Origin of the sequence: Aeromonas sp. MR19, assembly GCF_963899305.1 — a bacterium.
GTDB classification, from domain to species: domain Bacteria; phylum Pseudomonadota; class Gammaproteobacteria; order Enterobacterales; family Aeromonadaceae; genus Aeromonas; species Aeromonas bestiarum.
The window spans coordinates 123030-148788 of sequence record NZ_CAWQWZ010000021.1 but is presented as its reverse complement, the minus strand read 5'-3'; the positions used below and the strand labels follow the sequence as shown (position 1 = coordinate 148788).

Sequence of the window (25759 nt, the reverse complement as noted above, 5' to 3'; positions counted from 1 at the left end):
CAGGGCCGGGCTTGAAACAAGTGAGAAGATCAGGGCTGGATGCGAGGACTCCACTCCTGCCACTCCTTCTCCGCCTTGCCATACAGCGGGTAGCTGTGGCCGGCCTTGACGGTCGACCCCATCTCCCGCTCCGGGGTATTGAAGGCGATGCCGCCCGCCAGCAGGCTCTGCACTGTTTCCACCTCTATGGTGCCGCCGGTCAGGCCTATGTCGGCCTTGACGCCGGAGACATTCCAGAAGCGGGTGTTGGCCCGCACCAGATGGACATATTCCTTGTCGACATTCACCTCGATCAGCACCTCGCTGCCATCGCGCGCCAGCGCGACCCCGGTGACGCTGCCCACCACCATCTTGCGAAACAGCAAGGGGCTGCCGACACTCAGGCCATTGACCGAGGGGCTCTTGAGGGTCAAGGCCAGACCAACCGGACCACTCTGACTCAAAGGGAAGCGATCCTTGCCGGCTCCCTGACCTGGCTGAGCCTCCACGAAGGCCCCCTTGATCAGGGTGTCGAGGTGGGCGACGCCGCCCAGCCCCAGCTTGGCCTGCACCAGAGTGAAGCGGGCGCCGGATTGCAGGAATCGCTCGGCATACTGCCCCTCCAGCTCGGCCTTGAAGATAACCTGACCCAGCGACGGCTCCAGCTCGATCTGCTCAATCTTGCCGATGTCGACCCCGCGATAGCGGATCGGGCTGCCGAGGCCCAGACCCGGGTTGCTGTCGGCTACCAGGGAGAGGCTGCGCACTTTCGCCTTGGCCTGCTCCTTGCTGTCAAACAGCTGGTGACTGCTGCGGCCGGTGCCGAGTCGATCGAACTCGATGGCGCCGCGCAGCAGGGTGGCCAGATTGCCCACCTTCACCTGCACACCATCGACCCGCACCCGGGTATCCAGCGCCGGTTTTTTCCAGAACTGCGGCTGTTGTGAGAGCAGGGGGGCATAGACGCCGTCGATTTCGAGCTCGATCTCGACCCCTTCCTTGGCGGCGCGCAGCTGCTTGACCTTGCCAGCTTCCAGCCCCAGATAGAGCACGGGGGAGCCGATGCCGATGCCATCGGCCTGTTCGGCTTTCAACAACCAGCGCTGGGGCTTGGCGTCCCGGGTGCCGAGCAGAGCCAGCTCCTGACTCGGGTAGAGACGGTTGATCCGCTCGCCGCTCGCCGCCTGCACCAGCTTGATGCCGCCGCCGATCCAGGCGCTGGCCGGACTGGTCTCCACCTTGATGCCGCTGAGATCGGCATCGATCTGCAGCGGCGCCGCCCGATAGAAGCGGGCCCGTGCCAGCAGATGCTGATACTGGCTGTTGACCACCAGGGCGACGCTGGCATTGCCCCTGGCATCCAGGGTCAGCTGGCTGATCTGGCCGACCTGCAGCCCCTTGTACCAGAGCGGCGCCCCTTCATTGAGCCCCGCCAGATCGTCGGCCTGCAGAGTGACCCGGGTGCCACTGACCTGATCCTTGCTGCTCAGTGTCATGGCCTTGACCCTGTCGCCTTCCACGTAGTCGAGGCGAATGGCCGGGCCGGCCAGCAGGCGATCCGCATGCTTGAGACCGGCCGCACCGAGGGAGACAGTCTCCCAGACGAGGCGGCTGTTGCCGGTGATCCTAAATGCCTGTTCAGGGTTGATCAGCGCCGTCACCAGCCGACCCTTGTCGGTCAGACGAATGGGGTCAACCCGGCCGATTTCGATCCCTTCATAGAGGATGGGCATCCCCTCCTTGATGGGCAGATCACCGGCCACTATGTCGATCCGCTCGCCACGGGCCGCTTCCGCCAGCCCCTTGTAGAGGACAAAGGTCTGGCCTTTCTCCGGCTCGGGGGATGCTTTGGGGGAATCAAACGCTATGCCGCCACTCAGTATGGAGGTGAGGCTGCCGGCTTCCACATTGACCCCGGCCAGGCTGAAGGAGCCCTTGATGCCGCTGATGTTCCAGAAGCGGGTGTCGGCCTTGATGAGGTGTTCAAAACGCGGCTCGATCACCAGATCCAGGATCACGTTCTGGTTGTCCTGGCCAAGGCGGGTGTTGATGACGCTGCCCACCTCGATGCCGCGGAAATAGAGCTTGGCGCCGATGCCGACCGATCCCAGCGAATCGGCGGTCAGGTGCAGCATGCGCCCCTGTGCCTGATAGCCGGGGGGAGGGCCGTCCAGCGCATCGAACTCCTCCTCCAGCGGGTTGTTGTCCCGACCGGGTTGCAGGTTGATGTAGTTGCCGGAGACCAGGGTATCCAGGCCTGAGATCTCGGTGAGCGAGGCCTTGGGGCTCACCAGCCAGAAGTCGGAGCCCTTGCGGATCAGCGGCCGGGCCCGGCTGTCAATCTTGGCCAGTACGGCTATCTTGCGACCGTCCGCGGCCAGCTCCAGCTCCTGCACCACACCGATGGCCACACCCTGATAGCGCAACTGGGTCTTGCCCGGCAAGATACCGTTGCCCTGGGCAAAGTTGATGCGAATAAGTTGGCCACTGCTCGCAAACTGCTGGTAGATGAAGCCACCCGCCAGCAAGAGGGCGATAACGGGCAACAACCAGACTGGCGACAACCAGCGACGCTTCTCAATGACGGGTTCAGCCCCGATCATACCGACTCCTTAATTGGCTGAGATAAACAGCAGTTCAGATACATAGTCCCCCGCGCTTTGCCTTGTGACAGCGCAGGCGGTTATTCACCATTCGGGCATCCACAGACAGGCGGGATGCGTGTTCAACAGGCCATCAACGGGCCGCCTTGTCCCATAGCAAGCGGGTATCCAGCATGCGGGCCGACATCATGGTCAGTACCACCACACCGGCAAACGCCGTGGCGCCGGGCCCAGCCCGCACATTGAGCAGCACGCCGCGATCCACCAGGGCCACCATCAGCGAGATGACGAACAAATCCAGCATGGACCAGCGGCCGATGAAGTCGATGATGCGATACATGATGAGCTGGCGCTTGCGGCGCACCGGCTTGCTCCGCTGCAACTGCCAGCAGATCCAGCCCAGCCCCAAAATCTTGCCCACCGGCACTATGATGCTGGCGGTCAGCACTATGGTGGCGATCCCCGACATCTTGCTGCGATAGAGCATCATGATACCGCTGAAGATGGTGTCGGACTGCAATAATCCCTTGTTGTAGAAGTGGGTGATGGGCAGCAGATTGGCAGGCAGCAACATGAAGGTGGCCAGCGCCAGCAAACCCCAGGACCAGGCCAGGGAGTGGGGGATGCGCACCTGCAACCGGCTGTGGCAACGGGGGCAGACGCTGCCCGCCCGATAGCGCACCAGCAGGCCGCAGGTGTGGCAGCGGCAGAGCCCCAGCTCACGGGCGCTGGTCTGGGACATGATCCGGTTCCTCCAGAGGTACGCGCTCCCAGTAGGGGGCGGGATCGAACAGGATCAGCAGCGTCATGTTGAGCAGCATCAGGATCCCCAGGCTCAGCAAGCCGCCGCCGAGGCGCACATCGGCGATGTCGATCAGCTTGAACAGGGCGACCAGCAGGCTGACGATGTAGACCTCCAGCATGGCCCAGTGACGAAACACCTCCACGGCTCTCAAGGTCGGCGCCAGTATGTGCCAGCGTTTGGCAAGGCCGGAGGCCAGCGCAAAGATCCCCAGCAGCAAACCCACAGGCGCCAGCACGGCGCACCAGAATACCAGTCCCGCCACCCAGAATTCGTGCTCGACCATCAGCACCAAAATGCCCTTGAGCAGGTTCGCATCCGAGTTCACCCCGGCCAGACGCAGGTAGATGAGCGGTTCGAAGAAGGCAGAGGGCAGCAGCAGGAACCCCGTGATGGTCAGCGCCATCAACTGGGAGGGGCGAAAGGCGTAGCGTCCATACAGATGCTGGTGACAGCGGGGACAGTGAGCGTGGCGGCGCAGGGGCAATAACTTGCGTTCGATCAGCAAGTCGCAAGCCGGGCAGACGATCACGGGATTGGGATCCGACATTACGATTCAACCTGTTGAAGGAATTGGTGAAATTTACCCTAAAACCCGCGTCCTGTCTTGCCTGGCGCCGTTCTGCCACGAAAGTATGATTGACGTTAACGTAAACGTGATATTAGATAGTCGAACCAGACAAATGAAAGGAGTCATGATGTCCAGCCTTACCCCCTCGGCAGGTCTGCGGTTTCGCACCGCCCTTGCCAACGAACGGCCACTGCAGATCGTCGGCACCATCAATGCCTACATGGCCCTGATGGCCGAGCGTAGCGGCTTTCAGGCTATTTACCTCTCCGGCGCCGGGGTGGCCAATGCCTCCCATGGCCTGCCGGATCTCGGCATGACCTCCCTCAACGACGTGCTGATCGACGCAGAAAGGATCACCGCGGCGACCAAGGTGCCGCTGCTGGTCGACATCGACACCGGCTGGGGCGGCGCCTTCAATATCGCCCGCACCATTCGCGCCTTCGAACGCGCCGGTGTCGCCGCCGTGCACATGGAAGATCAGGTGGCCCAGAAGCGCTGTGGCCACAGGCCCAACAAGGCGGTGGTCTCGCAGGAGGAGATGTGCGATCGCATCAAGGCGGCGGTGGATGCCCGCGAGAACGGGGAGTTCGTCATCATGGCGCGCACCGATGCGCTGGCGGTGGAGGGGATAGGCCCGGCGCTGGAGCGCGCCGCCGCCTACGTGGCCGCCGGGGCCGACATGATCTTCGCCGAGGCGGTGACCGAGCTCGGTCAGTATGACAGCTTCAAGCAGGCCGCCGGGGTGCCCATCCTCGCCAACATGACAGAGTTCGGCAAGACAGATCTGTTCGACAAGGAGGCGCTCGCCGCCCAAGGCGTCGACATGGTGCTCTACCCGTTAAGCGCCAGCCGGGCGGCCAATCAGGCCGCGCTCAACGTCTACCAGCACATTCGCCAGGATGGCCACCAGAGGGCTGTCGTGGACACCATGCAGACCCGGGAAGCCTTGTATGACTTCCTCGGCTATCACCATTACGAGCAGACACTGGATCGTCTGTTCACATCCAGGGATTAGGAGGCAAGGTTATGGGACAACAGAAGCCATTGGGCGGCGCCGGCCTGCGGGGTCAGAGCGCGGGGGAGACCAGCATCTGTACCGTGGGCAAGAGCGGTACCGGGCTCACCTATCGCGGCTATGACATTCAGGAGCTGGCAGACGGCGCCCAGTTCGAGGAGGTCGCCTATCTGCTGCTCAAGGGCGAGCTGCCCAGTGAACAGCAACTGCTGGACTACAAGCGCGAGCTGCGTCGCCTGCGCAGCTTGCCCAAGGCCCTGCTGGAAGTACTTGAGCTCATCCCCGCCAATGCCCATCCCATGGATGTGCTGCGCACCGGCTGCTCCATGCTCGGCGATCTGGAGCCGGAAGAGGGCTTCGAGCACGAACATGAAGTGGCCGATCGCCTGCTGGCCGCCTTCCCTGGCATATTGATTTATTGGTACAAGTTCAGTCATGAAGGGGTGCGCATCGCACTCGATACCGACGAGGAGTGCATCGGTGGCCACTTCCTGGCCCTCTTGCACCAGAAGGCCCCGAGCGAGCTGGAACGCCGGGTCATGCACGTTTCCCTCATTCTCTATGCCGAGCACGAGTTCAACGCCTCCACCTTCGCGGCCCGGGTCTGTGCCTCGACCCTGTCCGATCTCTTCTCCTGCGTGACCGCCGCCATCGGCACCCTGCGCGGCCCGCTGCACGGCGGCGCCAACGAGGCCGCCATGGCGATGATCGAACCCTGGCAAGATGAGGTTCAGGCCAGGAACGAGCTGCTGGCAAAACTCGTGGCCAAGGAGAAGATCATGGGCTTTGGCCACGCCGTCTATCGCACCTCGGATCCGCGCAACGTCATCATCAAGGCATGGTCGGCCAAGCTGGCCGAGGCGGTGGGGGACACCCGCCTCTACCGCGTCTCCTGCGAGGCGGAAAAGGTGATGTGGGAGGAGAAAGCCCTCTTCCCCAACGCCGATTTCTTCCATGCCAGCGCCTATCACTACATGGGGATCCCGACCAAGCTGTTTACCCCCATTTTCGTCTGCTCGCGGGTCACCGGCTGGTGCGCCCACGTGATGGAGCAGCGCGAGCACAACAGGATCATTCGCCCGAGCGCCGATTATGTCGGCCCGGCCCCCCGTCATTTCGTCTCTTTGCAACAACGATAAGATGCAGCGCCCTGCCATCGTCGCCATCCACCACGGCCCGGCGCCTGCGCAAGCAGGCCTGTGTGGTCATGTGTCGGCGATGGCGGCCCAGTCGCTCGTCACCTCCTTCTATTCACAACAACGATAAGGAAATCACGATGTCCGCCAACGTCGACGTCAACCACAGACCCGAACCCGATCAGGTGCTGGTCGATATTGCCGATTATGTCTGCAGCCACCCCATCACCAGCCAGGCCGCCCTCGATACCGCCCGCTACTGCCTGATGGATACCCTGGGCTGTGGCCTCTTGGCCCTGCGCTTTCCCGAGTGCACCAAGCACCTGGGCCCCATAGTCGCGGGCACCACTGTTCCCCATGGTGCCCGGGTGCCCGGCACCCAGCTCTGCCTCGATCCGGTCAAGGCGGCCTGGGACATAGGCGCCATCATCCGCTGGCTCGATTACAACGATACCTGGCTTGCCGCCGAATGGGGCCATCCTTCCGACAACCTGGGGGGCATTCTGGCCACAGCCGACTGGCTCTCCCGCACTCGCGTGGCCGAGGGCAAGGCGCCGCTCACCATGGCCGATGTGCTGACGGCCATGGTCAAGGCTCATGAAATTCAGGGAGTGCTGGCGCTCGAGAACTCCTTCAACCGGGTCGGTCTCGATCACGTGGTGCTGGTGAAGGTCGCCAGCACCGCAGTGGTGACCCATATGCTGGGCGGAAGTCGGGATCAGGTGATCGATGCGGTCTCCCAGGCCTGGGTCGATGGCCAGAGCCTGCGTACCTATCGCCATGCGCCGAACGCCGGGTCGCGCAAGAGCTGGGCCGCCGGGGATGCCACTTCCCGCGCAGTGCGTCTGGCAATGATTACCATGAGCGGCGAGATGGGCTATCCCGGCGTATTGAGCGCACCCAAGTGGGGCTTCTACGACGTGCTGTTCAAGGGCAACCAGTTCGCCCTGCATCAGGGCTACGGCAGCTATGTGATGGAGAACGTGCTGTTCAAGATCTCTTACCCCGCCGAGTTCCACGCCCAGACCGCCGTCGAGTGCGCCATGAAGCTGCATGGAGAGGTGAAAGGGCGGCTCGACGAGATCGACCGCATCGAGCTCACTACCCACGAATCGGCCATTCGCATCATCAGCAAGGTCGGTGCCCTCAACAACCCGGCGGACCGGGATCACTGCCTGCAGTACATGGTGGCCGTGCCGCTCATATTCGGGCGCCTCATTGCCGAGGATTACGAGGATGGCATAGCGGCCGATCCCCGCATCGATGCGCTGCGCGCCAAGATGGTGGTGCAGGAAGAGAAGCGCTACAGCCGCGAATACCTGGAAGCGGACAAGCGGTCGATTGCCAATGCCATCCAGGTCTTCTTCAAGGATGGCAGCCACAGCGCCAAGGTAGAGGTGGAATACCCGGTCGGTCACCGCCGTCGCAGGGAGGAGGGGATACCGCTGCTGGTGGAAAAATTCCAGCACAACCTGGCCACCCGTTTCCCGGCCAAGCGGGTACACGAGATCCTCGCCCTCTGCCAGGATGGCAAGCAACTGGCCGCCACGCCGGTCCACGCCTTTATGGACTTGCTGGTGATTTGACCGCTCGCCTATCGGCGCACAGCGAGAAACGAGAAGCGGGCCATTCGGCCCGCTTTTTCATGTCTGCCTGCATGACGCCCGAGGTCAATCCAGCACTGTGCTGTCACCCGCCAGCAGCGCTTCCATGATGGCCGTCTCGCGGCTGGCGATGGTTTCCAGAAACTCGTTGGCCCGCCCCATCTGATGGCAGACCCGATAGCCGCGCTCGACAAACGAGAAGAGCTCGCCGAGCCCCGCCAGATGGGCCGGTCCCGAGATAAGCTTGAGAGTGGTGCCAAGGAAAGGCTTGCGGGCCAGTCTGTCCAGGGTGAGCCCCAGCTCGGTGACCAGGATTATCTGATGAGCCCGCCGTTCGGGTTCGCCCACCTCCCGATAGGCGAGGGCATACGCCTCTGCCGTCAGCCGATGGATGGCACCCCTGCGGCGCAGCGCCACCACCATCAGGTAGTCGAGCTCCTCGGAGAGGGCATCGAGTTCAATAGCCTGCGCCAGCACCTTGAGGCCGGACTCCGGCAGCAATCGCTCGGCGGTGGGCATGACCCGCATCACGTCCGCATCGCGGCGGGCGCAATCCCCCGGACCGTAGAGATCGGTCAGGAAGAACTGTGCGGCCGGCCCGTAGCGTTTGCTCTGCAGCAGATCGCCGTGGGTGCGGCCCAACCGATCCGCCTGCCACTGGCGCAAGCTGTCCCTGTCTTGTTGATCTTCCGGATGGGTACGCATCTGTTCGCGCAGGGAGGCAACCCGGTTGAGCTGGCGATAGAGCCGCCCCAGGGTACTCTCGTCGTCAGCTTCTGGGTCATCGGCTATGTGTGTTTCTTGGGTCATATGCTGCTCTCTGGTGACCTGCACCGAATGGCCTGGCGGCTAGATAAAACGAGGGCATGAACCCTGACAGGGAAGAGGAACTGCCACTCGGGTACGCCTTTGCCTGTCAGTGTAACGCGAGCGGGAACGAGGAGAAATGCATGGAGCATTTACTCAACCGGCTTTGTTAAGTGAGTCCCAATTATGTTGCAAATGGCTTTCACTTGTTTGATTCATATGTTTAATATCAATAAATATTGTCACCGCTCAGAGAGTTAGCATGTTTCTATACGATCCCCTTGTCGGCAGCAGCCTGTCGACCATCAAGGTCAACCGCCAGCATCCCCTGGGGTTGGCGGGGGCACGGCTCGCCGCCGAAGCCATCGCGCAGGACATGAGCGAAGAGTACGAACTCGACTGTGAGTGGGAAGATGAGGAAGAGACCCGGCTGATATTTCGTGGCGCCGGGGTCAATGGCTTTCTCTGCCTGACCGACAACAGCCTGCAGCTGGAGGTGCGTCTCGGCCTGATGCTGCTGCCGGTACGCAGCGTGCTGGAGCAGGAGATCCTCGAATATGTCGATCATCGTCTGCCTTGTCCCAGTCAGGGATAACCCGAGCAGGCATTCAACATTCACCCAATACAGTCGCCGAAATAGCAGGGAGTTCGTGTTCCTGTATATTAACCGAACGAAACACATCCTCCGGATAACCATATTTCGGGAGGATGCGAGCGGGCGGATTATGTGTTCTGCGATGAAATGTTCACGGCGCTACGTGTTGTTCTGCTCCGGCAGAAAGAATTAATCGAAGCGTATTGGCACCAACATATACGACACCTGTTTGTTCGCCATCGAGTATTTGGTTTTCATGAGAAGGGCGCGGACAAATAAGCGAAACGGTAGGGAAAATACCATGTCACCCTGTGAACTTATCTCCTGTGTCGATACCGCCTGGCTGCGGATGGACAGGCCCAACAATCTGATGCAGATCGTCGGTGTACTGATGTTTGACGGTCAGCTGGATGAAACCCGACTGCGAGAAAGCCTGCTGCACACAGTACGGGTACAGCCGCGCTTTGGGCAGAAAGCCTGTCTGGAGGGGGGCGAATACTACTGGCGCACCGATCCCGACTTTGACCTCGATCTGCACCTCAAGCGGGTGATCCTGCCGGGCAAGGCCGGCAAGGAGGAGCTGGAGCGGCTGGTGGCCGATTTTGCCTCCACCCCGCTCAACCACCAGCGCCCCCTGTGGGAGATGCACCTGGTGGATACCTCTCTCGGCGGGCAGGCGCTGGTGGTGCGTTTCCATCACGCCATGGGGGATGGCTTCTCCCTGGTGCGGGCCATGCTGACCATGATGGACGAGAGCCCGATCTCGGCCCCCAGACCGCAACCCGAGCCGGTAGCCAACGACGACAGCGACGAGGATCACGATCATCAGGGCAGCCGCCTGCTGCGGGCCGGGCTCAAGCTGACCGGCACCCTCTGGTCCAAGTACGTCGAGGTGCTGACCCATCCCACCAAGGCGATGGATTACCTCAAGACCAGCCGGGACGTGACCGCCGAGCTCTACACCATAGCCACCCTCTCCGACGATGCCAAGACCCGGCTGAAGGGGGAGACAGGCAGCACCAAGCGGGTGGCCTGGTCTGAGCAGATCCCGCTACCGGACGTGAAGGCGGTGGGACGGGTGCTCGGCTGTTCGGTCAACGATCTGCTGATCGCCGCCACCGCAGGGGCGTTTCGCCACTATCTGCTGGCGCAGGGGGACCAGGTCGATGGCGTCGAGATCCGCGCGCTGGTACCGGTCAACATGCGCGCACCCGACGACAAGGGGACGCTAGGCAACCGCTTCGGGCTGGTGGCCCTGGACCTGCCCATCGACATAGCACACCCGCTGCAGCGGCTCCATGCGGTGCGGGATCGGATGCAGGCGCTCAAATCCTCCCTGCAACCGGCGGTGGTGCTGAATTTGCTGGAGGTGATGGGCATGGCCCCCAGGGCGGTGCAGCAACAGGCCATCGACATACTGTCGGCCAAGGCCAGCGCGGTCATCACCAATGTGCCCGGCCCCCAGCAGACCCTCTATCTGGCCGGTGCCCGCCTGCGCCAGCCGCTGTTCTGGGTGCCTCAGGCAGGTGACATCGGGGTCGGCGTCTCCATCCTCTCCTATGACAACAAGGTGCAGCTCGGCCTCATCACCGACAAGAAGCGGGTGCCGGACCCTGATCTCATTGCCCTGCGCTTCGCCGTGGAGTTCGAACAGCTGCTGTTGCTGGTGCTGATGGAGCCGGACTTGCTCTACGATCCCGAGATGCTGGATCAACTGCTTCACGGCTGAACCGCTCAGGCATGCCACCTGACATGAAACAGAGAGGCCAACCCGGGGGTTGGCCTCTCTCATTGCGCAGCGCCGCCGGACTATTCGTCCTCCAGCTCCTCACGGGCGGCTTCCACGTCGAGCCGCTCCATGGCATCCAGCGGCTCGCATTCGGCCGCCTCGCCGTAGAGCGCCTCGGCGGCCGCCATCTTGCTCTTGCCATGCATCATCACCATGGCATTGGCGTACTCCATGCGAGCGATGGCGGAGTGGGGGATGATGGCCAGCGCCGCCTTGAAGTGGCGATCAGACTCCTCTTTTTTGGCGCCATAGGTGATGCCACCTATCATGGCCCCCAGCTTGTCGATGATCTCGGCGTGCCAGGCACCGAAGGCGATGTGGGCTTCCGCATGGTCGGGGGCCAGCGCCAGCGCCTTTTCCAGACTGGTCTTGATCTTGTCACCTATGCCGATGGATAACGCCTTGGAGACAGAAATCACCTGGCTGTAACGGCCCAGTGCCAGGGCGTGAAAATACCAGGCGTTGACGTTGTCGGGCTGACGCTTTTGCAGCTTTTCGGCGTTGCTTGCGGCCAGCTCGAACGCTTCCCGCTTGGCATACTTGTCATCCAGCAGATAGCTGGCGTGGATCACCAGCGCCTTGTTCGCCACGTTGAGGCCATCCTCGCCGGCGCCGAGACCCAGGGCAACGGCCCGGGCGAAATCACCGGCGTGATAGGCCCGCCAGGCTTCCTGTACCTGCTCATCTTCCGGCCAGGGTTCGGCATCCCCCTGGTGCAGGCGATCCCAGTTCTGCTCAAGGCGCTCCCCGGCATAGTCATAAGCCGCCTCCGGCCAGGGGAAGGGGGTGAAGTCGGACAATTTGGGTTGTGAAGTGGTCATATGATTCTCCCTGTTAAAAACACAATCAAAAACACAGTTCTGTTAACCCGCCGTCGTGGCGGGCTGGTAATGGGTGGCGATGGCATCCAGATGGGCGCGGGCATTGGGCCGCAGACGAGGGGCCACCAGCTGCATCACCTGAAACACCCCGAGGGCTATGTCGGCATCCGCACGCGGGTGCAACGCCCGCTGGTAGGAGATCCAGAAAGTGCCCACCAGCGCTATGTTGGCCGCCAGGGCGCCGATCTGGGCGTCGCTGCCCAGCACGGACAGGCTGTGGCAGATGGCGGCGGCGGTCTGCTCCTTGCGCCTCAGCAGGGCCGAGAAGCGCAGCTCCACCTTGTGGTTGCCGCTCATCAGGGTGCTGATGTCGTAGTAAAAGAAGCGATACTTCCAGATGAGCTCGAACATCAGGTGCAAGAAGAACCAGATGTCTTCCGTCTCGTCCAGCGGGGGGGTGACAGTGTCGAGCAGATGGGCCATCTCCTGTTCGAACTCGCCGAACAGGGCGTTGACTATCTCCTCCTTGTTATGGAAGTGGTAATAGAGGTTGCCCGGACTCATCTCCAGCTCGGCCGCGATGGCGGAGGTGGTGACGGTCGGCTCTCCCAGCAGGTTGAACTGGGCGAGGGCGGTGGCCAGGATGCGATCCCGCGTCCGCCGCTTGGGTTTGCGGTCCATGCTACTCCTTCGGTTGGCGACGACCCTTGCCGCCATAACGGTGGGTCAGCCAGTGCTGCAACTGGGTCAGTGAGGCATCCAGCGCCGCTACCGAGCCGGTGCCCGGGGTCAGCAGGGAGCGCTGTTCATCGGCCAGTGCACTCAGATCAAGCTCCAGACCATGCCTGGCGAGAATGGGGCCAAGCTCGGCCCGTCGCTGCCACAGATCCCGGCGGGTATGCTGGAAGGCGTGCTCGCACAGACGGCGGCGATCCCGGTAACTGAACACATTGGTGAAGAACATCTTGCCATCGGCCGGAGAGGGCTCGAACAGCAAGGCGTCGGCCTGTGGATACTGGTGCTTGTAGCGATCCATGCCCACGTGCATGCGTGAGTGGATGATGGCGCGAAAGGTCTGGGCCAGCACCACCGGCAAGCCGCTATCCACCAGGCTGGCGGGGTGTTCGCTGGCCAGCCCTGCATCAAACGGCACCAGCGGATTGATGCAGAACACCAGATCGGCCCCCTCCTGCAGCGCCACCGAGGCGTGCAGCGTCTTGATCAGGGCCCCGTCCACGTAGTAGCGACCGTTGATCAGCGACGGGGGAAACAGACCGGGCAGGGCGGCAGAGGCTTGCACCGCCGCCGAGATGGGCACCTGATCCAGCCCCGGGCTGCCAAAGGCGACCGCGCGGCCGGTATCGAGCTCGGTGGCGATGACGAACAGACGGTTCTTGAGTTCACGAAAATCGTTGCTGCGGCCCCGGCGAGAGAAGAACTGGGTCAGGATCCTGTCCACCCCGCGACTGTCGAACAAGCCGGTCGGGATCGCCTTGGACAAGCCTTGCAAGGAGCCGAGCAGGCTCTTGTGCCAGGGGGCGGAGAGGTAATCGGCCAGGCACTCCCAGGCCAGTGGCGGCAAGGAGGAGAGCCGCTTCGCGTATTCACCAAAGGCGGGACGCAGCAGGGTGGAGGGATCGAAAAATTCGCCGCTGTCGTCGCTGAGCAGGATCCGCACCAGCTTGTCGGGGGAGATGCCATTGGCCAGCGCAGAGGCGATCACGGCCCCCGAGCTGACCCCCACGTAGATGTCGGCCTGCTCGAAACGCAGCCCCTTGATGCTGTCGGCCAGGGCGGCGCAGGCTCCGATCTCGTAAATCCCTCCCAGAGGCCCACCTCCGGCGAGGGCAATCGCAATCGTGCTCATGACATGGCCTCCCTTCTCAAGCAAAACCGGCCCAGCAAGAGGGCATGGGCCGGTGGGTTATGACGCAAGGCCAATCAGGCGTTGCTTATCAGGTCAGGAGAGGGCTGTCTCGCCTTTCTCCTTGACCTCTTTTACTACGCTCTCGACCTCGGTCGCCAGTGCCTTAACCTCTTCCTTCACCTTGGCGATGGGGGCTGCGGCGGCTTTCTTCACCGGTGCCTTCTTGACAACCGGTTTCTTGGCGGCAGTCGCGGCGGCGGGTTTGTGCTCCGCGGCCGGCGCGTCCTCTTCATCCTGCGCATCGATGAGTTGTTGCACCACCTCGGTCAGCTCGGCCATGCGCTTGGAGAGCTTGTCGATGTCCTTGCGGGTCGGGATGCCGAGGCTGGCGACGGCACGGGCCACGCGATCCTCGAACACTTGCTCCAGACGGCCCCAGGTACCCGTGGTCTTGTCGGTCATGGCAGCGATCTTCTCGTCTGCGCTCTGACGGGTACGGGTCTGCAATGCCTCGCCTTCCTGTACCAGGGCTTCGAAGATCTTGCCCCCTTCCTCTTGCGCCTTGGCGTAGGCGCCCAAGCCCGCCAGCCAGATCTGCTGGGTGGATTCCTTGATGGTCGAGGTGAGCTGGTTGTCGGTCACCGAGCTTGCCAGCGCTTTCAATTTCTTGGCCATGATTGTTTCCTTACTGGTGAGTGGGATATAGGTAATGACAACAACCTTGGTACATTCGTTGTGGCATTACTGAGCTTTCATCCTCAGTCTATGGAGAAAAAATAGAGGGTTCTACCTAATAACGGAACAGGCAGTCGTGGTAATTTTGGTCTGGGTCACGAAGATGACGTTCAAATGAATATTTCCATTTGAAGCGTGATATATCTAACAGCAACTAACAGCCCAATCAGTAAGGGAAATAAATACCATGGACTATTTCATCACGGGGGGCAGCGGTTTTATCGGCCGCCGGCTGATTAAAAAACTGCTGCAGCGCCCAAATAGCCGGGTGCATTTCTTGATGCGCGCAGCCCATCTTGAGCGGGTACCCGATCTGCTGGCCTACTGGGGGGTCGACGCGCAGCGCGCCATTCCGGTCGTCGGGGACATGACCCATCCGCAACTCGGCGTGAGTGTGGCCGAGCAGGAGCCACTCATAGGCCGGATCGATCACTTCCTCCATCTCGCCGCCATCTATGATCTCAACGCCAAGGCAGGCATTCAGCAGCAGGTCAACGCCGAGGGTACCCGTCAGGCACTGCAACTGGCCGAGCGACTCGGCGCCCGCTGCTTCCATCACTGCAGCTCCATAGCAGTGGCCGGCCTGTTCGACGGTCTGTTCAGGGAAGACATGTTCGATGAGGCCGAACACCTCGACATGCCCTATTTCCAGACCAAGCACGAGGCCGAGGGCATAGTGCGCCAGGAGAGCACCATCCCCTGGCGCATCTACCGACCCGGGATAGTGGTGGGGGATGCCAATACCGGCGAGATGGACAAGGTGGACGGCCCCTATTACTTCTTCAAGACCATCCAGAAGCTGCGCCGCATGCTGCCGCCCTGGATGCCCGCCATCGGGGTCGAAGGGGGCCGCATCAACCTGGTGCCGGTCAACTTCGTGGTGGATGCCATCGATCACATCGCTCACCTAGAGGGGGAGGACAACAAGGCGTTCCACCTGACCGACTCCCATCCGATGCGGGTTGGCGACATGCTGAGCACCTTCTCCCGCGCAGCCCATGCGCCCGAGCCCGCCATTCGCATCAATGCGGCCCTGTTCAGCTTCATTCCCCGCCATCTGATGACCATGCTGATGGCGCTGACGCCGGTGCGGCGCATTCGCGATGCGGCGATCGCCGATCTCGGCCTGCCCAAGGACATCTTCCGACTCATCAACTATCCCACCCGCTTCGACAACCGTGAAGCCCAGCGGGTGTTGAAAGGGACCGGCATCGAGGTGCCCCCGCTGCACAGCTATGCCTGGCGGCTGTGGGATTACTGGGAACGTCACCTCGACCCTGAGCTGTTCATCGATCGCACCCTGCGCGGCCGGGTCGAGGGCAAGGTGGTGCTGATCACAGGCGCCACCTCCGGCATCGGCAAGGCCACCGCAAGAAAGCTGGCCGAGGCGGGTGCAACAGTGCTGACCATTGCCCGGGACGAACACAAGATTGCCGAAACCCAGGCCGAGTTTGTCGAGCAAGGCTTGACCCTGCAGGTCTATCAGGGGGATCTGGCGGATCTGGTGCAGGGGGAGGCGATCACCCGGCAGATAGTGGCCGAGCATGGCGGGGTGGACATCCTCATCAACAATGCCGGCCGTTCCATCCGCCGCGCCATCGAGGACTCTTTCGAGCGCTTCCACGATCTGGAACGCACCATGCAGCTCAACTACTTCGGCACCCTCAAGGTGATCATGGGGGTGCTGCCCACCATGATTGAGAAGAAGAAGGGCCACATCATCAACATCTCCTCCATCGGGGTGCTGACCAATGCGCCGCGCTTCTCCGCCTACGTCGCCTCCAAGTCGGCGCTCGACGCCTGGGTGCGTACCGCGGCGTCCGAGTTTGCCGACAAGGGGGTCAATTTCTCCATCATCAACATGCCGCTGGTGAAAACCCCCATGGTGGCGCCGACCAAGGTGTATGAGCAGGTGCCCATGATGACGCCGGAAGAGGCCGCCGATCTGGTGTGCGACACCATCATCAACAAGCATGTACGGCTGGCCACCCGGCTCGGGGTATTCGGTCAGGTGATCCATGCCCTGGCGCCACGGGTGGCCCAGGTGATCATGAACACCAGCTTCCGCACCTTCTCGGATCCCAAAGAGGGCGGCGAGTCCAAGGCCTCTGCGGATCAGATGGCGGTATCTACCCTGATCAAGGGCATTCACTTCTGATTTGAGGAAGCATTCGACAAACCGGGGCCTGAGCAATCAGGCCCTTTTCGTTTGTGGCAGGGAGCGGGCAAGCAGGGTCAACAGCAGGGCCGTGGTACGGCGCGAGTAGATGAGGGAGAGGTGGCCAAGGGCGGCGAGCTCTATGTCCTCCATACCCTCCATCCGCTGACGGGACTGGGGCAACACGAAGTTGTCATGGCTGGTGCGCACCGAAATCCCGGGTACGCACAGCGGCACGGCGGCGAAGCGTTGCAGCCAGCCGGAGCCCGGTTCCATCTCCCGCGCGTTGTCTCCCAGGCCAAGGGCAGCCAGCTGGCTGCCCTGATGAGGGGTCGCCAGGGTGATGAGTTGCGCCACCTTGCCACCACCGGCCAGGGCCAGGTAGTCACGGCACACCAGCCCGCCCATGCTGTGGCCGATCAGCACCAGCTGAGCGGCGCCGGTGGCGGCCAGCACCTCGTCGATGCGCCTGGCCAGCAGGGGGACCATGTCATCGAGATGACCGAAGGGGGGAGTCAGGGTCACGGTGGCAACCACGTGGCCGGCGGCTTCCAGGCGGGCGCGCTGCAGCCGCCAGATCCCGCGACTGCAGCCATAACCGTGTACCAGCAGCAGGGGCAGGGGAGAAGGAGTGAGCCTGTCCGGCGCCATCAGCAGCCGCTCAAACGGCAGCAGCCAGGTGAAGGTGAGCAGGTAGGCGAACATCTCCCAGATCACCATGTGCAGCCAGGCACGCAGACCGATGGCGGGGACAGGGTAGAAACGGGAGAACCCCCAGGTCAGCAATACCACCAGGCAGCGCAGCCCCAGCAGCGCCAGCACCACAAACAGCAGGGAGAGCAGGGGAGAGAGACCAATGACCAGATGAGCGATGCCCCCGAGGAGCGTCACTTCAACCAGCAGCAGTATGAGCAGTTGTCTTGTGATCGTCATGAGCCCATCATCCGACTTGCGTAAAGCGGATGTCAAATGACCCTTTCATCAATGTGATAACGGCCGCGTAATCGGCCAGACCACCATGATAAACGCCCGTTGGACAGGGTTATTTGCAATACTGTATATCCGTACATATACTTGTGGTCACTATCATGAGGAGGACGCCACTATGGCCGTTGAGATCAAATATGTTGTCGTGCGTGGGGGAGTGGAGAAGATGACCTTTGCCAGCAAGAAAGAGGCGGATGCCTATGACAAGCTGCTGGATACCGCCGATGAGTTGATGACCCTGCTGGCGGGGGCACCTGTCGCCCTCGAACCCGAACAGCAGGAGAGCCTGGCCTTCTACCTGGCCGAACAGCGTGATGTACTGCAAAACGTGCTGCGCGGTGGCAAGGGGCAGGGGAGCCCCAAAGAGGAGCCCCAAAAGACGGCAGAGAAGAGCGATGCCGACAAGCCCAAGGGGAAATCCCTCAAGAGCGTGGCCTGAGGGACGGGGGAGAGGCGCCAAGTTGACATTATCCTCATGGCGCCTTCGCCAACCATTCACATATTGAGCATTAAAAATCATTTTTACGGCTATTTACCCCGATAATTTTCCAACCAGCGTGCATATCCATTGAATAATAACAGCATGTTGTGCACGCAGGTTGCAACGGACGATTCAATCTCACACACGCCCGGATTATCAGTCACACAGTGATGCCGATAACCCCATTTATCGGCATCAGCTTTTGAGCGAGGCTGTCGGCCACCATTCCATGAACCAAGCAAGCACCACCATGACCTCTATGTTACTTCCGCCCGCCATGCCGCTGTTTGATGGCCTGGCTCACCTGGAGGCGGGCAATCCCCAGGTCAATCAGTATCTGGCCAACCTCAGCCTGAATGACGTGCCCGATGCGGGTCTCGTCTACGAACTGGCGGTCGACTGGCTGCAGGAGCAGCGCCACAACGAGAACAACTACAAGACCTACCGCAGCGAGTTGACGACGTTTCTGCACTGGTGTTTCAGCGAGCTGGCCATCAGCCCGAAAGATCTGACCCGGCGCATCATGATGCGCTACCTCGACTACTGCCAGGCGCCGCCAGAGCCGCTGATTGCCTACCGCAACGTGGCACAGTTCATCCTCGACAAGGAGTGGGGAGAGCGGCTGCCCAATCCCTTGTGGCGACCCTTTCTCGGCAAACGGGAACTGGGCCGCGAGCTGCCATACCGTCTGAGCGAGCAGGCAATGAAGACCAAGCTCGCCATCCTGTCGGCCTTCTTCCAGTTTCTGATCCAGGAAGAGTACATGGACAGAAATCCCGCTCTGCTGCTGCAGCGAGTCAAGCGACCGGTCCAGCAGGAGCCTGATGATCAGGGCCAGGCCTTCAGCGAGTTGCAATGGTCCTACGTGATGCAGGCCGCCGACCGGCTGGCAACCGAATCACAAGATCAGCACGAGCGCAGTCGCTTCCTGATAAGCCTGATGTACGCCTGTTATCTGCGCATCTCCGAGGTGGCAGCCAGACCCGGTTTCACACCCGTCATGGGCCAGTTTCGCCGCGATGGAAAAACCGGCGTCTGGGGGTATTACATTCCACGCAGCAAGGGTGGCAAGCGGCGCACAGTGGCGGTATCCCATGCCTTGCTGGAGGCCCTCGAACGCTATCGCATCTTTCTGGGATTGTCGCCATTGCCGGCACCCAATGAACAGACGCCGCTCTTTGTACGCCACAAGGCTGCCGCACACGGCCGGGAACAAGGCGAACTCAATGCCAATCTCGGGATCCGCCAACTGCGCGAGCTGGTCATGACGGTCATCCAGACCGCAGCGAACCTGGCTGAACAAGACGGTTTTGCCCAGGACGCCGCCGAGATGCGCAACCTGACCCCGCATTCCATTCGCCACACCGGCATTACTCACGACATCAATCTCAACGGGCGGCCGCTATCCCATGTGCAGGCCGATGCGGGCCATGACAGCATAGACACCACCTCAAAGTATCTGCACACAGGCAACAGCGAACGCCATGAAAGTGCCAACCACAAACCGCTGGACCGGTTACACGAATGAACGGGCAATGAGTGAGAGATAACAATCAAGATGACACGCTCAATGGCCAACCCAATAGCGAGAATCTCTGGCCTGATAAACCCGGACCTGGCACCTCGCTCAGCCCAATAAACCACGATCGCGCATAATGCCGCGTTTTGTTAAATGCCCATCCGAAACCGGCCGATAAGCCAGCCCACGCAATTTTGCTGGTTTATCAGGTATTTACTTGGATGGAACGAGAGTTGACCAAAAACTTCATATTTCGCTGGTTTGAATGCGGCTTTTCCGTTGAAGAGGTGGCAAATCTATGTTTCGTTTCTGTGAGGCAGGTCACATACTGGGATAAGGGTACAAATATCCCACCTGTCTATAAACGGCTTATGCGAATGGCTTCGGGTAGGGAGTTGCCCACTATCTGGAAGGAATGGGAAGGCTGGCGGATGAAGAATGATTGCCTTGTCTCCCCAACAGGAGTCACCTATGACAGGCGAAGGCTGGAGGCCATAGCCATCATCCAAGTGGAGAGATCAGAGCGACAGATGGCTGCATTCTACTGGAGGAAAAAACTGGGGAAGAAATAAAAAGAGGGGGCAAGGCCCCCTCTGACACGACCATCTGTTCAGAAGCCTTTTTTACGCAAGATATCCGTCATGAAATCGTTGGGTTTAAGGCTCTCTTGTTCCTCGCGAGACAGGTCTGCATAGCAAACGAGGTTCCCTTTAACCGGAACAAGCTTGCCCGGCGAGGCCTCAATTAGAGCCTGCTGCGAGCCGTCACGGCTAACACCGAAAGCAGTAACAGGGACAATAGTGGCCTTTTTACCAAGCTCGGACTCGCGAGAATACCATCCGTTCGATGGTACAATCTCTATGTACGACATCAGAATCTCCAGTTGTGGGTTTATTCCCGACAGTGATTATCTATGATTTCCTTACAAAAAACAGTCTCATTAAGACCTATCCAACTTAGTTATTTTGGGGTGTGTTCACTTTGTGAACAAAAAAGGTGATGAGACAAACTCAATCCTTCTAATGGATACGTAAATCAAAATTTGTTGGGTTGATAGAAAAGACATATGTCGGCGCGTAGCGCCGCAAAAGCTGGAGGCTGCGCCCCCCGCGCTAAAACTCGCCCGAGTGGGCCTGAGCCGAGAGGTTGGCCGTATGGCCCCACCATCGAGGCTGGAAGGGTTCCGAGAGGGTAGGGGATGAGGTAGAATTCCCCCCGTATTACTATACGGGGGGGGTCCCCCATCAGCATCGAGGCATTAACGTGAGAACACTTTATAAGTATTACGGTGGACTTAGCTCAGAATATTTTTCAAACCCAACATTAAAACTAGCATCTGCAAATAACCTAAATGATCCATTTGAGATAACGCTCGCAAATGAGCTACTGTCATTATTTGAAGAAGAAAACAAAGATGATGAAGCATTCGAACGCTTTAAAAACATTATAGGTGATGGAGATTTAAAACAGGGATATAACGAGCTTTTAAAAATGTGCGGCATAGTATCACTGTCAGAAACTCAGCATAATCTTTTAATGTGGGCTCATTATGGCGATCAACATCGAGGTCTGTGCATAGGGTATGATTCCGCTTTGCTAGAGGGAAGGGAACTCAAAAAATACAAAAAACTCCCCATAATATCATTTCCTAGAAAAATTGATTACGATACCAATAAAAATGACTTTCAAAACTATGAGTTTAACAAAGAAAATAGTGATGAAATGCTGAAAAGCATCTTAGAAAAGCAGTTAACAACCAAAGGTAATGACTGGATATATGAAAAAGAACACAGATTAATAGTCCCAATCGGAAGAGCCGATAAGTTTCGATATAAACGCAGTCTAAGAGCGGCAAACAGAACATCATATACACCAGATGACTTTTATAAATATGTAGAAGAAAACAGTGACTTTGATTACGAGATAAAAGAGCGAGGTGATTTGATTGCAAAAAAAATAGCTCATGACGCACAATATACATTCCTCCTAAATATAGACAAGAAATATATTAAAAGTGTATATATTGGTTGTAGAATGAAGAGAAGAATAGCGAATAAAATCAAAGACCAAATACTTTCAGATCCCGAGTTGAGTCATGTAAAAATATCTAAATTTAAAGTAAGCCTCGATAGATTCGAACTGGAAGTAGACCCCGATTTTTTAAATCCGTAGGGCGCTGTGGCGCTTACCTCGCTCAGAACTGGAAAGCCTTAAAAGCCGGTTTAGCAGGGAAGGGGGTGTTCCAGTCTCGGGGCTATATCAGCGTGTTCCGCCGCGAGACGATAGGGGCTAAATCAGCATAAAGGGGCGGCTTGTAGGGGCTACCGCCCCTGTTCTTTGGGGCCTAAACATCTGTATTTAAAATAAGAAATGCAGTGTCGCGGTTATGTTTTCTTATTCCCGGTCACCTTTATAGCTATGACCGGTCATCCGATGGCGCTTTTTTGGTATCGCCGCCAGCAAAGAGGGCTGTATTGTATTTCCGGCGCAGGACATCCCCCTCGGGGTCGCAATACACGTCCACTGGCTGGCCCTGGTACTTCACTACCGCATGGCAGCCGCTCACCGCATCCACACTGGCGAGCTCATCCGGCCAATCATCGCTATAGAGGGCCTGCACATCGTTCCCCTTGCGCAGCGAAAAGCAATACTCGACCCGATACTCACCCCGCTGATCCTTTACTAGGACATGACAGCTGATGATGAGCTGATGCCCAGCAAACGGCCCTACAGCAAGGACACCAGCAGCAGACGCAGCAGGAGCGCCACCAGGACGTACATCAGCAGAGGGCGAAGCACCCACCTCCCCAGCAGCCGGAACAGCGGCAGAAGCGGTCTGAGCGGCCTTAGCAGGAGCATCAATATACTCAGGCTTGATGAAGCCAAAGAATACGCAGAGTCCCCAAATCGCCAGAATAAACAGAATTTTAGGGTCTCGTAGTATCGAGCTGCCCGCGATTGTATCCGAGACCTTACCGGTTGTAGTCGAGTCATAAAGCTTGAAAACATACTTGGGCACCTTATTAAATGGCTTGGCTTGCAATACATCGTTCATCGATGTACCGGAGTTATCAGAGAGGTGAAGCACCGTCTTATATCGACCACCAATCCCCAATATCGCCATATTGGTATGGCGAATCGCCGTTTCGGCTGCGGCCCTGATTACCTGGTGCACCTTTTTGATGTTCGGAGTCGTAAATACAAAGTCCCAGTTATGATGACGGTGCATATCAAAAGCCACGTCTATGGTTTCCGGTCGGCCATCGTCTTTAGCCACATCCGGCCCACCTGGATAATTCAGCCGGTCTAAATCGCTTTGGCGCCAGGAAGGCGGGAATATTCTTTGCACCTCATCGACCAGGAAGAAAACCCCTTTAGGCGCCCAGTGATAAAAGCGGGCGAGGTGATCGCGTCCTTCCTGGGATTCGGTTTCAATATACGTTACCTGGAAATCGTCAGGCACATCCTTGCCCAATACCTCTTTACACCGTTCAGCCGTAAAGCCGCGCACGTTGGTGACGATATGGCGACCCGCCTTGATGGCCGGTATCACATCGGTATGAATAGCACCTGACGACTTATAAGAGCCTGGGGCGCCGTGATGGATCTTAATTGACATAGCTCACCACCCCAGCATATTCAACAAAAAGCGAGTCACAAAGGCTTGCGTCACTATCGACAACCCCTTATCAAACTGTAAATACAGCAATATCCCTTTTACCTGGGACGGCAGGTTATTAAATGAGGCTGATATCAGGTCGCTGAATTGCAGGTTAATCAGAATCTGCTTGGCAACGTCCCAGGAGAAGGTGAGCAGAAATATCTTAAGCTCAACCCATTGGATCGCCAGCTTAATCGTTATCCACGCCGCAAACTGCACCGCCAGTTGATATATATCGTTGAAAAACCCATTAAAGAAATCACTCATCCATTCCATATATCACCTCTTAGCCACAATCATCAGCGCCAAAAAATAAAAGATGAACATCATTATGGCCGCCATCATTTCCCAATAGCCCTCGGCATTCGGGCACACTGAATAAGACTTGCCAAACAATGAGAACATATCGAAGCACTTAGGGACAGCTGCAGACCCGCTAAAGCTATAACGGAATATGTCGGCCATTTGCTCTTTAATACCGTTATATGTTCCCGTGAGTTGATTCTTTGTTTCATCAAATGTCTTATTAATGGTCGCTAGATCAAAGAAACACTCGGCGCCACCTTTACAAAGCTTGGACTCATAATTAGCGCCGGTCACATGCAGCGGGTTTTGTGCAGAGCCTGGCATTTGAGCGTAATCAATCCCTGGGCCATCATTGCCATTTCCAGTGCCACCCGAACCATCCCCGCCACCGATACCGCCATTTTTAATGGCCTCGGCAATGGCTTTAACATTGCGGTTCATTTCAATACTGTTATTACGCAAATCAGGCAGCACATACTGATACATGTTATTAATGTCACTGGCGGCAGTATGTACCCGATCCTTCATAGAAATGACCTCATATTGCAAGCCATTTACCAAGGCATACATGTTACCGCCTTCATTATTATGAGCGAAGTCAGGGCCAAAAGTATTAGCATGAAACTGCTTCAGCTCTTCATATATTTTTGCCCCATCCCCTGAGTCACCACCAGAAGAACCCGAGCCAGACCCTGTACCGCCGGATGATTGCGCCAGTTTTTTCAAGTAAATATTAGCTTCTTCCTGAGCTTGCTCTATGCGAGATAAATATAAATTAGCCCCCTCGGTATTGCTGCTGACTTTTTTATTATATTCGCGAATTTCACCCAATACGCTAACAGCTTGCTCAGAGGCATTCGTCTCACGTTGCGCAAGACCACGCATTTCATTAAGCGCGTTATAAGTGCGATCAGCCGTCCCCATCAGTGCCCCGAGCGTGCGCCCCAGGTTCTTGTTTATCTTGGCGATAGAGCCAGACACCGATGTGCCAGTGGCATCACCGATAACTGGCGAAAAGAAATCCCAATCCTTGGGCAAACCACCATTGCCAGAATGGTCCCCTTCACCTGGAGTGTTACCACTGCCATCGGCATCCCCGTTCCCGCTACCGTTGGAGTCAGACCAGCTACAGGTGGTCCCTGTCGTCTCGACCGGCCCCTTGGTATTGGCTAAGGGCAGCTCAACGCATACGCCCTTGCAGTCAACAAGGCAGCCGCCATGCTCAGAGCCTTCAAACTTCAGGCAGACCGGCAAGCCCGTGGCCATGGTGACGTTGCCCAACTGCACCCCCACCGGACAGCCCCCAATGGCGAAGGCCAGCGAAGGAAACAACAATAAAAGCCAAGCGATGCGCACAGTACCCCCAATAAAAAAGGCGACCGGAGCCGCCTTTGTGTCATATCGAAAACGATGATCTGTAGCCTTCAACAAAGAACAGAAACCACAGCGTTCCGATGAGCAAAGACATGCTTAGGCTTTGCGCATCAGGCTGATCAGGATGCCCACGCCCACACAGGTGGCCACGACCAGCATCACCTTGGGAGAGGTTGCGGTCACGTCCGACTGGGTGGCGTCCAGGGCCTTGGCAGCGGCATCAGCAGCGGCTGTACCACCTTCGGCGAAGGCCGCACCGGTAGACAGGGAACACACAGCAGCGATACAGCCATTGCGGAAATAGTTTTTCATACTCGCTTATCCTCTTTTTGCACTTACGATGACACGGGCAATAGCGCCCAATTTGAGGCCAGTGACCCAGATTAATAATCCGAAACCAAAGGCCATCGTTACCATGGATGTATCGAATTCAAACCAGCTCGATATATCCGTTAATTTGGTGTGCTCCTGAACAGTCAAGAGCACGTATTGACAGGAATCCCCCTCAGCAAGGCGGGCATATCCCTCAGGGGTAATATTTAAACAAAGCATTATCGCGCCCTCGTCGTCGCTCGCTGCGCGCTCTCGCTCCTCCTCCTCGTTGCGCGGCGGTTATACCGGCTTTTTAGTTGGCTGGAAGCCAACAACAACGTTACGGGTCGGATTCTGGGGATCCGCTTCCAGGACAAGATCCACCGCCACCAATTTCGGGCAGTCGGCAAGCTCCTTAATGGTCGGGGCATCATTGCGCAGGGCCAACTGGCGAACCTCATAGCCCCAGGAGGTGATATTGCACTCCGGCTTATTCACGTTATTGGCAACCGCCAGATATTCCACTTGGGCGAAGTCATAAGGCACAGGCGCGCCAGATTTACGGGAAACACCATAACCATGAGTCACGCGAGTGACCAGAACACCAGTTAGCAGAGACATATTATTTACCCTTTCT

Annotated in this window: 25 protein-coding genes; 10 read left to right on the top strand and 15 right to left on the bottom strand. The window is 58.5% G+C overall.

Going from position 1 to position 25759, the window contains the following annotated elements:
• Positions 1-29: 29 nt before the first annotated feature.
• From AACQ95_RS13450 to AACQ95_RS13440, 3 genes are all read right to left on the bottom strand, one after another.
• The gene (locus AACQ95_RS13450) at positions 30-2582 is read right to left on the bottom strand and encodes an MlaD family protein (RefSeq protein WP_241278744.1); all 2553 of its coding nucleotides are present in this window, start codon (positions 2580-2582) and stop codon (positions 30-32) included.
• A 133-nt stretch (positions 2583-2715) separates the two neighbouring features.
• The gene (locus tag AACQ95_RS13445; protein WP_043134796.1) at positions 2716-3324 is read right to left on the bottom strand and encodes a paraquat-inducible protein A; all 609 of its coding nucleotides are present in this window, start codon (positions 3322-3324) and stop codon (positions 2716-2718) included.
• Positions 3302-3934, bottom strand: coding sequence for a paraquat-inducible protein A (locus tag AACQ95_RS13440; protein WP_103470757.1), 633 nt, complete (start codon positions 3932-3934; stop codon positions 3302-3304). Before AACQ95_RS13440 ends, AACQ95_RS13445 begins: the two co-directional genes overlap by 23 nt.
• Before the next feature lie 148 nt (positions 3935-4082).
• Here AACQ95_RS13440 and prpB point away from each other — a divergent pair, with 148 nt between their 5' ends.
• The 3 genes from prpB to AACQ95_RS13425 all read left to right on the top strand — a co-directional run bounded on the left by prpB (position 4083) and on the right by AACQ95_RS13425 (position 7692).
• Positions 4083-4970, top strand: a complete 888-nt coding sequence (gene prpB, locus AACQ95_RS13435; protein WP_241278743.1) for a methylisocitrate lyase — start codon at positions 4083-4085, stop codon at positions 4968-4970.
• A gap of 11 nt (positions 4971-4981) precedes the next feature.
• On the top strand, positions 4982-6109 hold the full coding sequence (prpC, locus tag AACQ95_RS13430) for a bifunctional 2-methylcitrate synthase/citrate synthase (protein WP_241278742.1): 1128 nt from the start codon (positions 4982-4984) through the stop codon (positions 6107-6109).
• A 137-nt stretch (positions 6110-6246) separates the two neighbouring features.
• Positions 6247-7692 (top strand): bifunctional 2-methylcitrate dehydratase/aconitate hydratase, encoded by a 1446-nt coding sequence (locus AACQ95_RS13425; protein ID WP_043134789.1) that lies wholly within the window; start codon positions 6247-6249, stop codon positions 7690-7692.
• Positions 7693-7776: 84 nt separating this feature from the next.
• Here the strand turns inward: AACQ95_RS13425 and AACQ95_RS13420 are convergent, their stop codons facing one another.
• Positions 7777-8520, bottom strand: a complete 744-nt coding sequence (locus AACQ95_RS13420) for an FFLEELY motif protein (protein ID WP_241278741.1) — start codon at positions 8518-8520, stop codon at positions 7777-7779.
• Between the two features lie 259 nt (positions 8521-8779).
• Between AACQ95_RS13420 and AACQ95_RS13415 the strand changes: the two genes are divergently transcribed.
• Positions 8780-9112 (top strand): polyhydroxyalkanoic acid system family protein, encoded by a 333-nt coding sequence (locus AACQ95_RS13415; protein ID WP_241278740.1) that lies wholly within the window; start codon positions 8780-8782, stop codon positions 9110-9112.
• Between the two features lie 301 nt (positions 9113-9413).
• A complete protein-coding gene (locus AACQ95_RS13410) occupies positions 9414-10841 on the top strand; it encodes a wax ester/triacylglycerol synthase family O-acyltransferase (protein WP_241278739.1) in 1428 nt (475 codons plus the stop codon).
• Between the two features lie 80 nt (positions 10842-10921).
• Here the strand turns inward: AACQ95_RS13410 and AACQ95_RS13405 are convergent, their stop codons facing one another.
• The 4 genes from AACQ95_RS13405 to AACQ95_RS13390 all read right to left on the bottom strand — a co-directional run bounded on the left by AACQ95_RS13405 (position 10922) and on the right by AACQ95_RS13390 (position 14264).
• Entirely contained in the window at positions 10922-11722 is an 801-nt protein-coding gene (locus tag AACQ95_RS13405) for a hypothetical protein (RefSeq protein WP_241278738.1), read from the bottom strand.
• A gap of 42 nt (positions 11723-11764) precedes the next feature.
• Positions 11765-12403 carry a TetR/AcrR family transcriptional regulator gene (locus AACQ95_RS13400; protein WP_241278737.1) on the bottom strand — a complete coding sequence of 213 codons (639 nt, stop codon included), beginning with the start codon at positions 12401-12403 and terminating at the stop codon, positions 11765-11767.
• Between the two features lies 1 nt (position 12404).
• On the bottom strand, positions 12405-13589 hold the full coding sequence (locus AACQ95_RS13395; protein WP_241278736.1) for a patatin-like phospholipase family protein: 1185 nt from the start codon (positions 13587-13589) through the stop codon (positions 12405-12407).
• Positions 13590-13682: 93 nt separating this feature from the next.
• The gene (locus AACQ95_RS13390; protein ID WP_043555724.1) at positions 13683-14264 is read right to left on the bottom strand and encodes a phasin family protein; all 582 of its coding nucleotides are present in this window, start codon (positions 14262-14264) and stop codon (positions 13683-13685) included.
• Between the two features lie 247 nt (positions 14265-14511).
• Between AACQ95_RS13390 and AACQ95_RS13385 the strand changes: the two genes are divergently transcribed.
• A complete protein-coding gene (locus AACQ95_RS13385; RefSeq protein WP_241278735.1) occupies positions 14512-16482 on the top strand; it encodes an SDR family oxidoreductase in 1971 nt (656 codons plus the stop codon).
• 36 nt (positions 16483-16518) lie between these two features.
• Here AACQ95_RS13385 and AACQ95_RS13380 read toward each other — a convergent pair whose 3' ends face one another.
• On the bottom strand, positions 16519-17415 hold the full coding sequence (locus AACQ95_RS13380; RefSeq protein WP_241278734.1) for an esterase/lipase family protein: 897 nt from the start codon (positions 17413-17415) through the stop codon (positions 16519-16521).
• A 172-nt stretch (positions 17416-17587) separates the two neighbouring features.
• Here AACQ95_RS13380 and AACQ95_RS13375 point away from each other — a divergent pair, with 172 nt between their 5' ends.
• The 3 genes from AACQ95_RS13375 (at position 17588) to AACQ95_RS13365 (ending at position 20041) form a co-directional block, all read left to right on the top strand.
• Positions 17588-17908, top strand: a complete 321-nt coding sequence (locus AACQ95_RS13375) for a YebG family protein (protein ID WP_043135339.1) — start codon at positions 17588-17590, stop codon at positions 17906-17908.
• 292 nt (positions 17909-18200) lie between these two features.
• Positions 18201-19478, top strand: a complete 1278-nt coding sequence (locus AACQ95_RS13370) for a tyrosine-type recombinase/integrase (RefSeq protein WP_241278733.1) — start codon at positions 18201-18203, stop codon at positions 19476-19478.
• A gap of 212 nt (positions 19479-19690) precedes the next feature.
• Entirely contained in the window at positions 19691-20041 is a 351-nt protein-coding gene (locus AACQ95_RS13365; RefSeq protein ID WP_339357900.1) for a DUF3653 domain-containing protein, read from the top strand.
• Positions 20042-20079: 38 nt separating this feature from the next.
• Here AACQ95_RS13365 and AACQ95_RS13360 read toward each other — a convergent pair whose 3' ends face one another.
• On the bottom strand, positions 20080-20340 hold the full coding sequence (locus AACQ95_RS13360; RefSeq protein ID WP_241278731.1) for a hypothetical protein: 261 nt from the start codon (positions 20338-20340) through the stop codon (positions 20080-20082).
• A gap of 392 nt (positions 20341-20732) precedes the next feature.
• Here AACQ95_RS13360 and AACQ95_RS13355 point away from each other — a divergent pair, with 392 nt between their 5' ends.
• Positions 20733-21641, top strand: coding sequence for a DUF2971 domain-containing protein (locus tag AACQ95_RS13355; protein WP_241278730.1), 909 nt, complete (start codon positions 20733-20735; stop codon positions 21639-21641).
• Positions 21642-21885: 244 nt separating this feature from the next.
• Here AACQ95_RS13355 and AACQ95_RS13350 read toward each other — a convergent pair whose 3' ends face one another.
• From AACQ95_RS13350 to AACQ95_RS13330, 5 genes are all read right to left on the bottom strand, one after another.
• Positions 21886-23088, bottom strand: coding sequence for a zonular occludens toxin family protein (locus AACQ95_RS13350; protein ID WP_241278729.1), 1203 nt, complete (start codon positions 23086-23088; stop codon positions 21886-21888).
• Between the two features lie 3 nt (positions 23089-23091).
• Entirely contained in the window at positions 23092-23406 is a 315-nt protein-coding gene (locus AACQ95_RS13345) for a DUF2523 family protein (RefSeq protein WP_241278728.1), read from the bottom strand.
• 3 nt (positions 23407-23409) lie between these two features.
• The gene (locus AACQ95_RS13340) at positions 23410-24867 is read right to left on the bottom strand and encodes a hypothetical protein (protein WP_241278727.1); all 1458 of its coding nucleotides are present in this window, start codon (positions 24865-24867) and stop codon (positions 23410-23412) included.
• Positions 24868-24906: 39 nt separating this feature from the next.
• Positions 24907-25122 (bottom strand): hypothetical protein, encoded by a 216-nt coding sequence (locus AACQ95_RS13335; protein WP_017408442.1) that lies wholly within the window; start codon positions 25120-25122, stop codon positions 24907-24909.
• Positions 25123-25422: 300 nt separating this feature from the next.
• Positions 25423-25743: a hypothetical protein gene (locus tag AACQ95_RS13330; protein WP_241278726.1), complete on the bottom strand. Its 321-nt coding sequence runs from the start codon at positions 25741-25743 to the stop codon at positions 25423-25425.
• Positions 25744-25759: the final 16 nt, after the last annotated feature.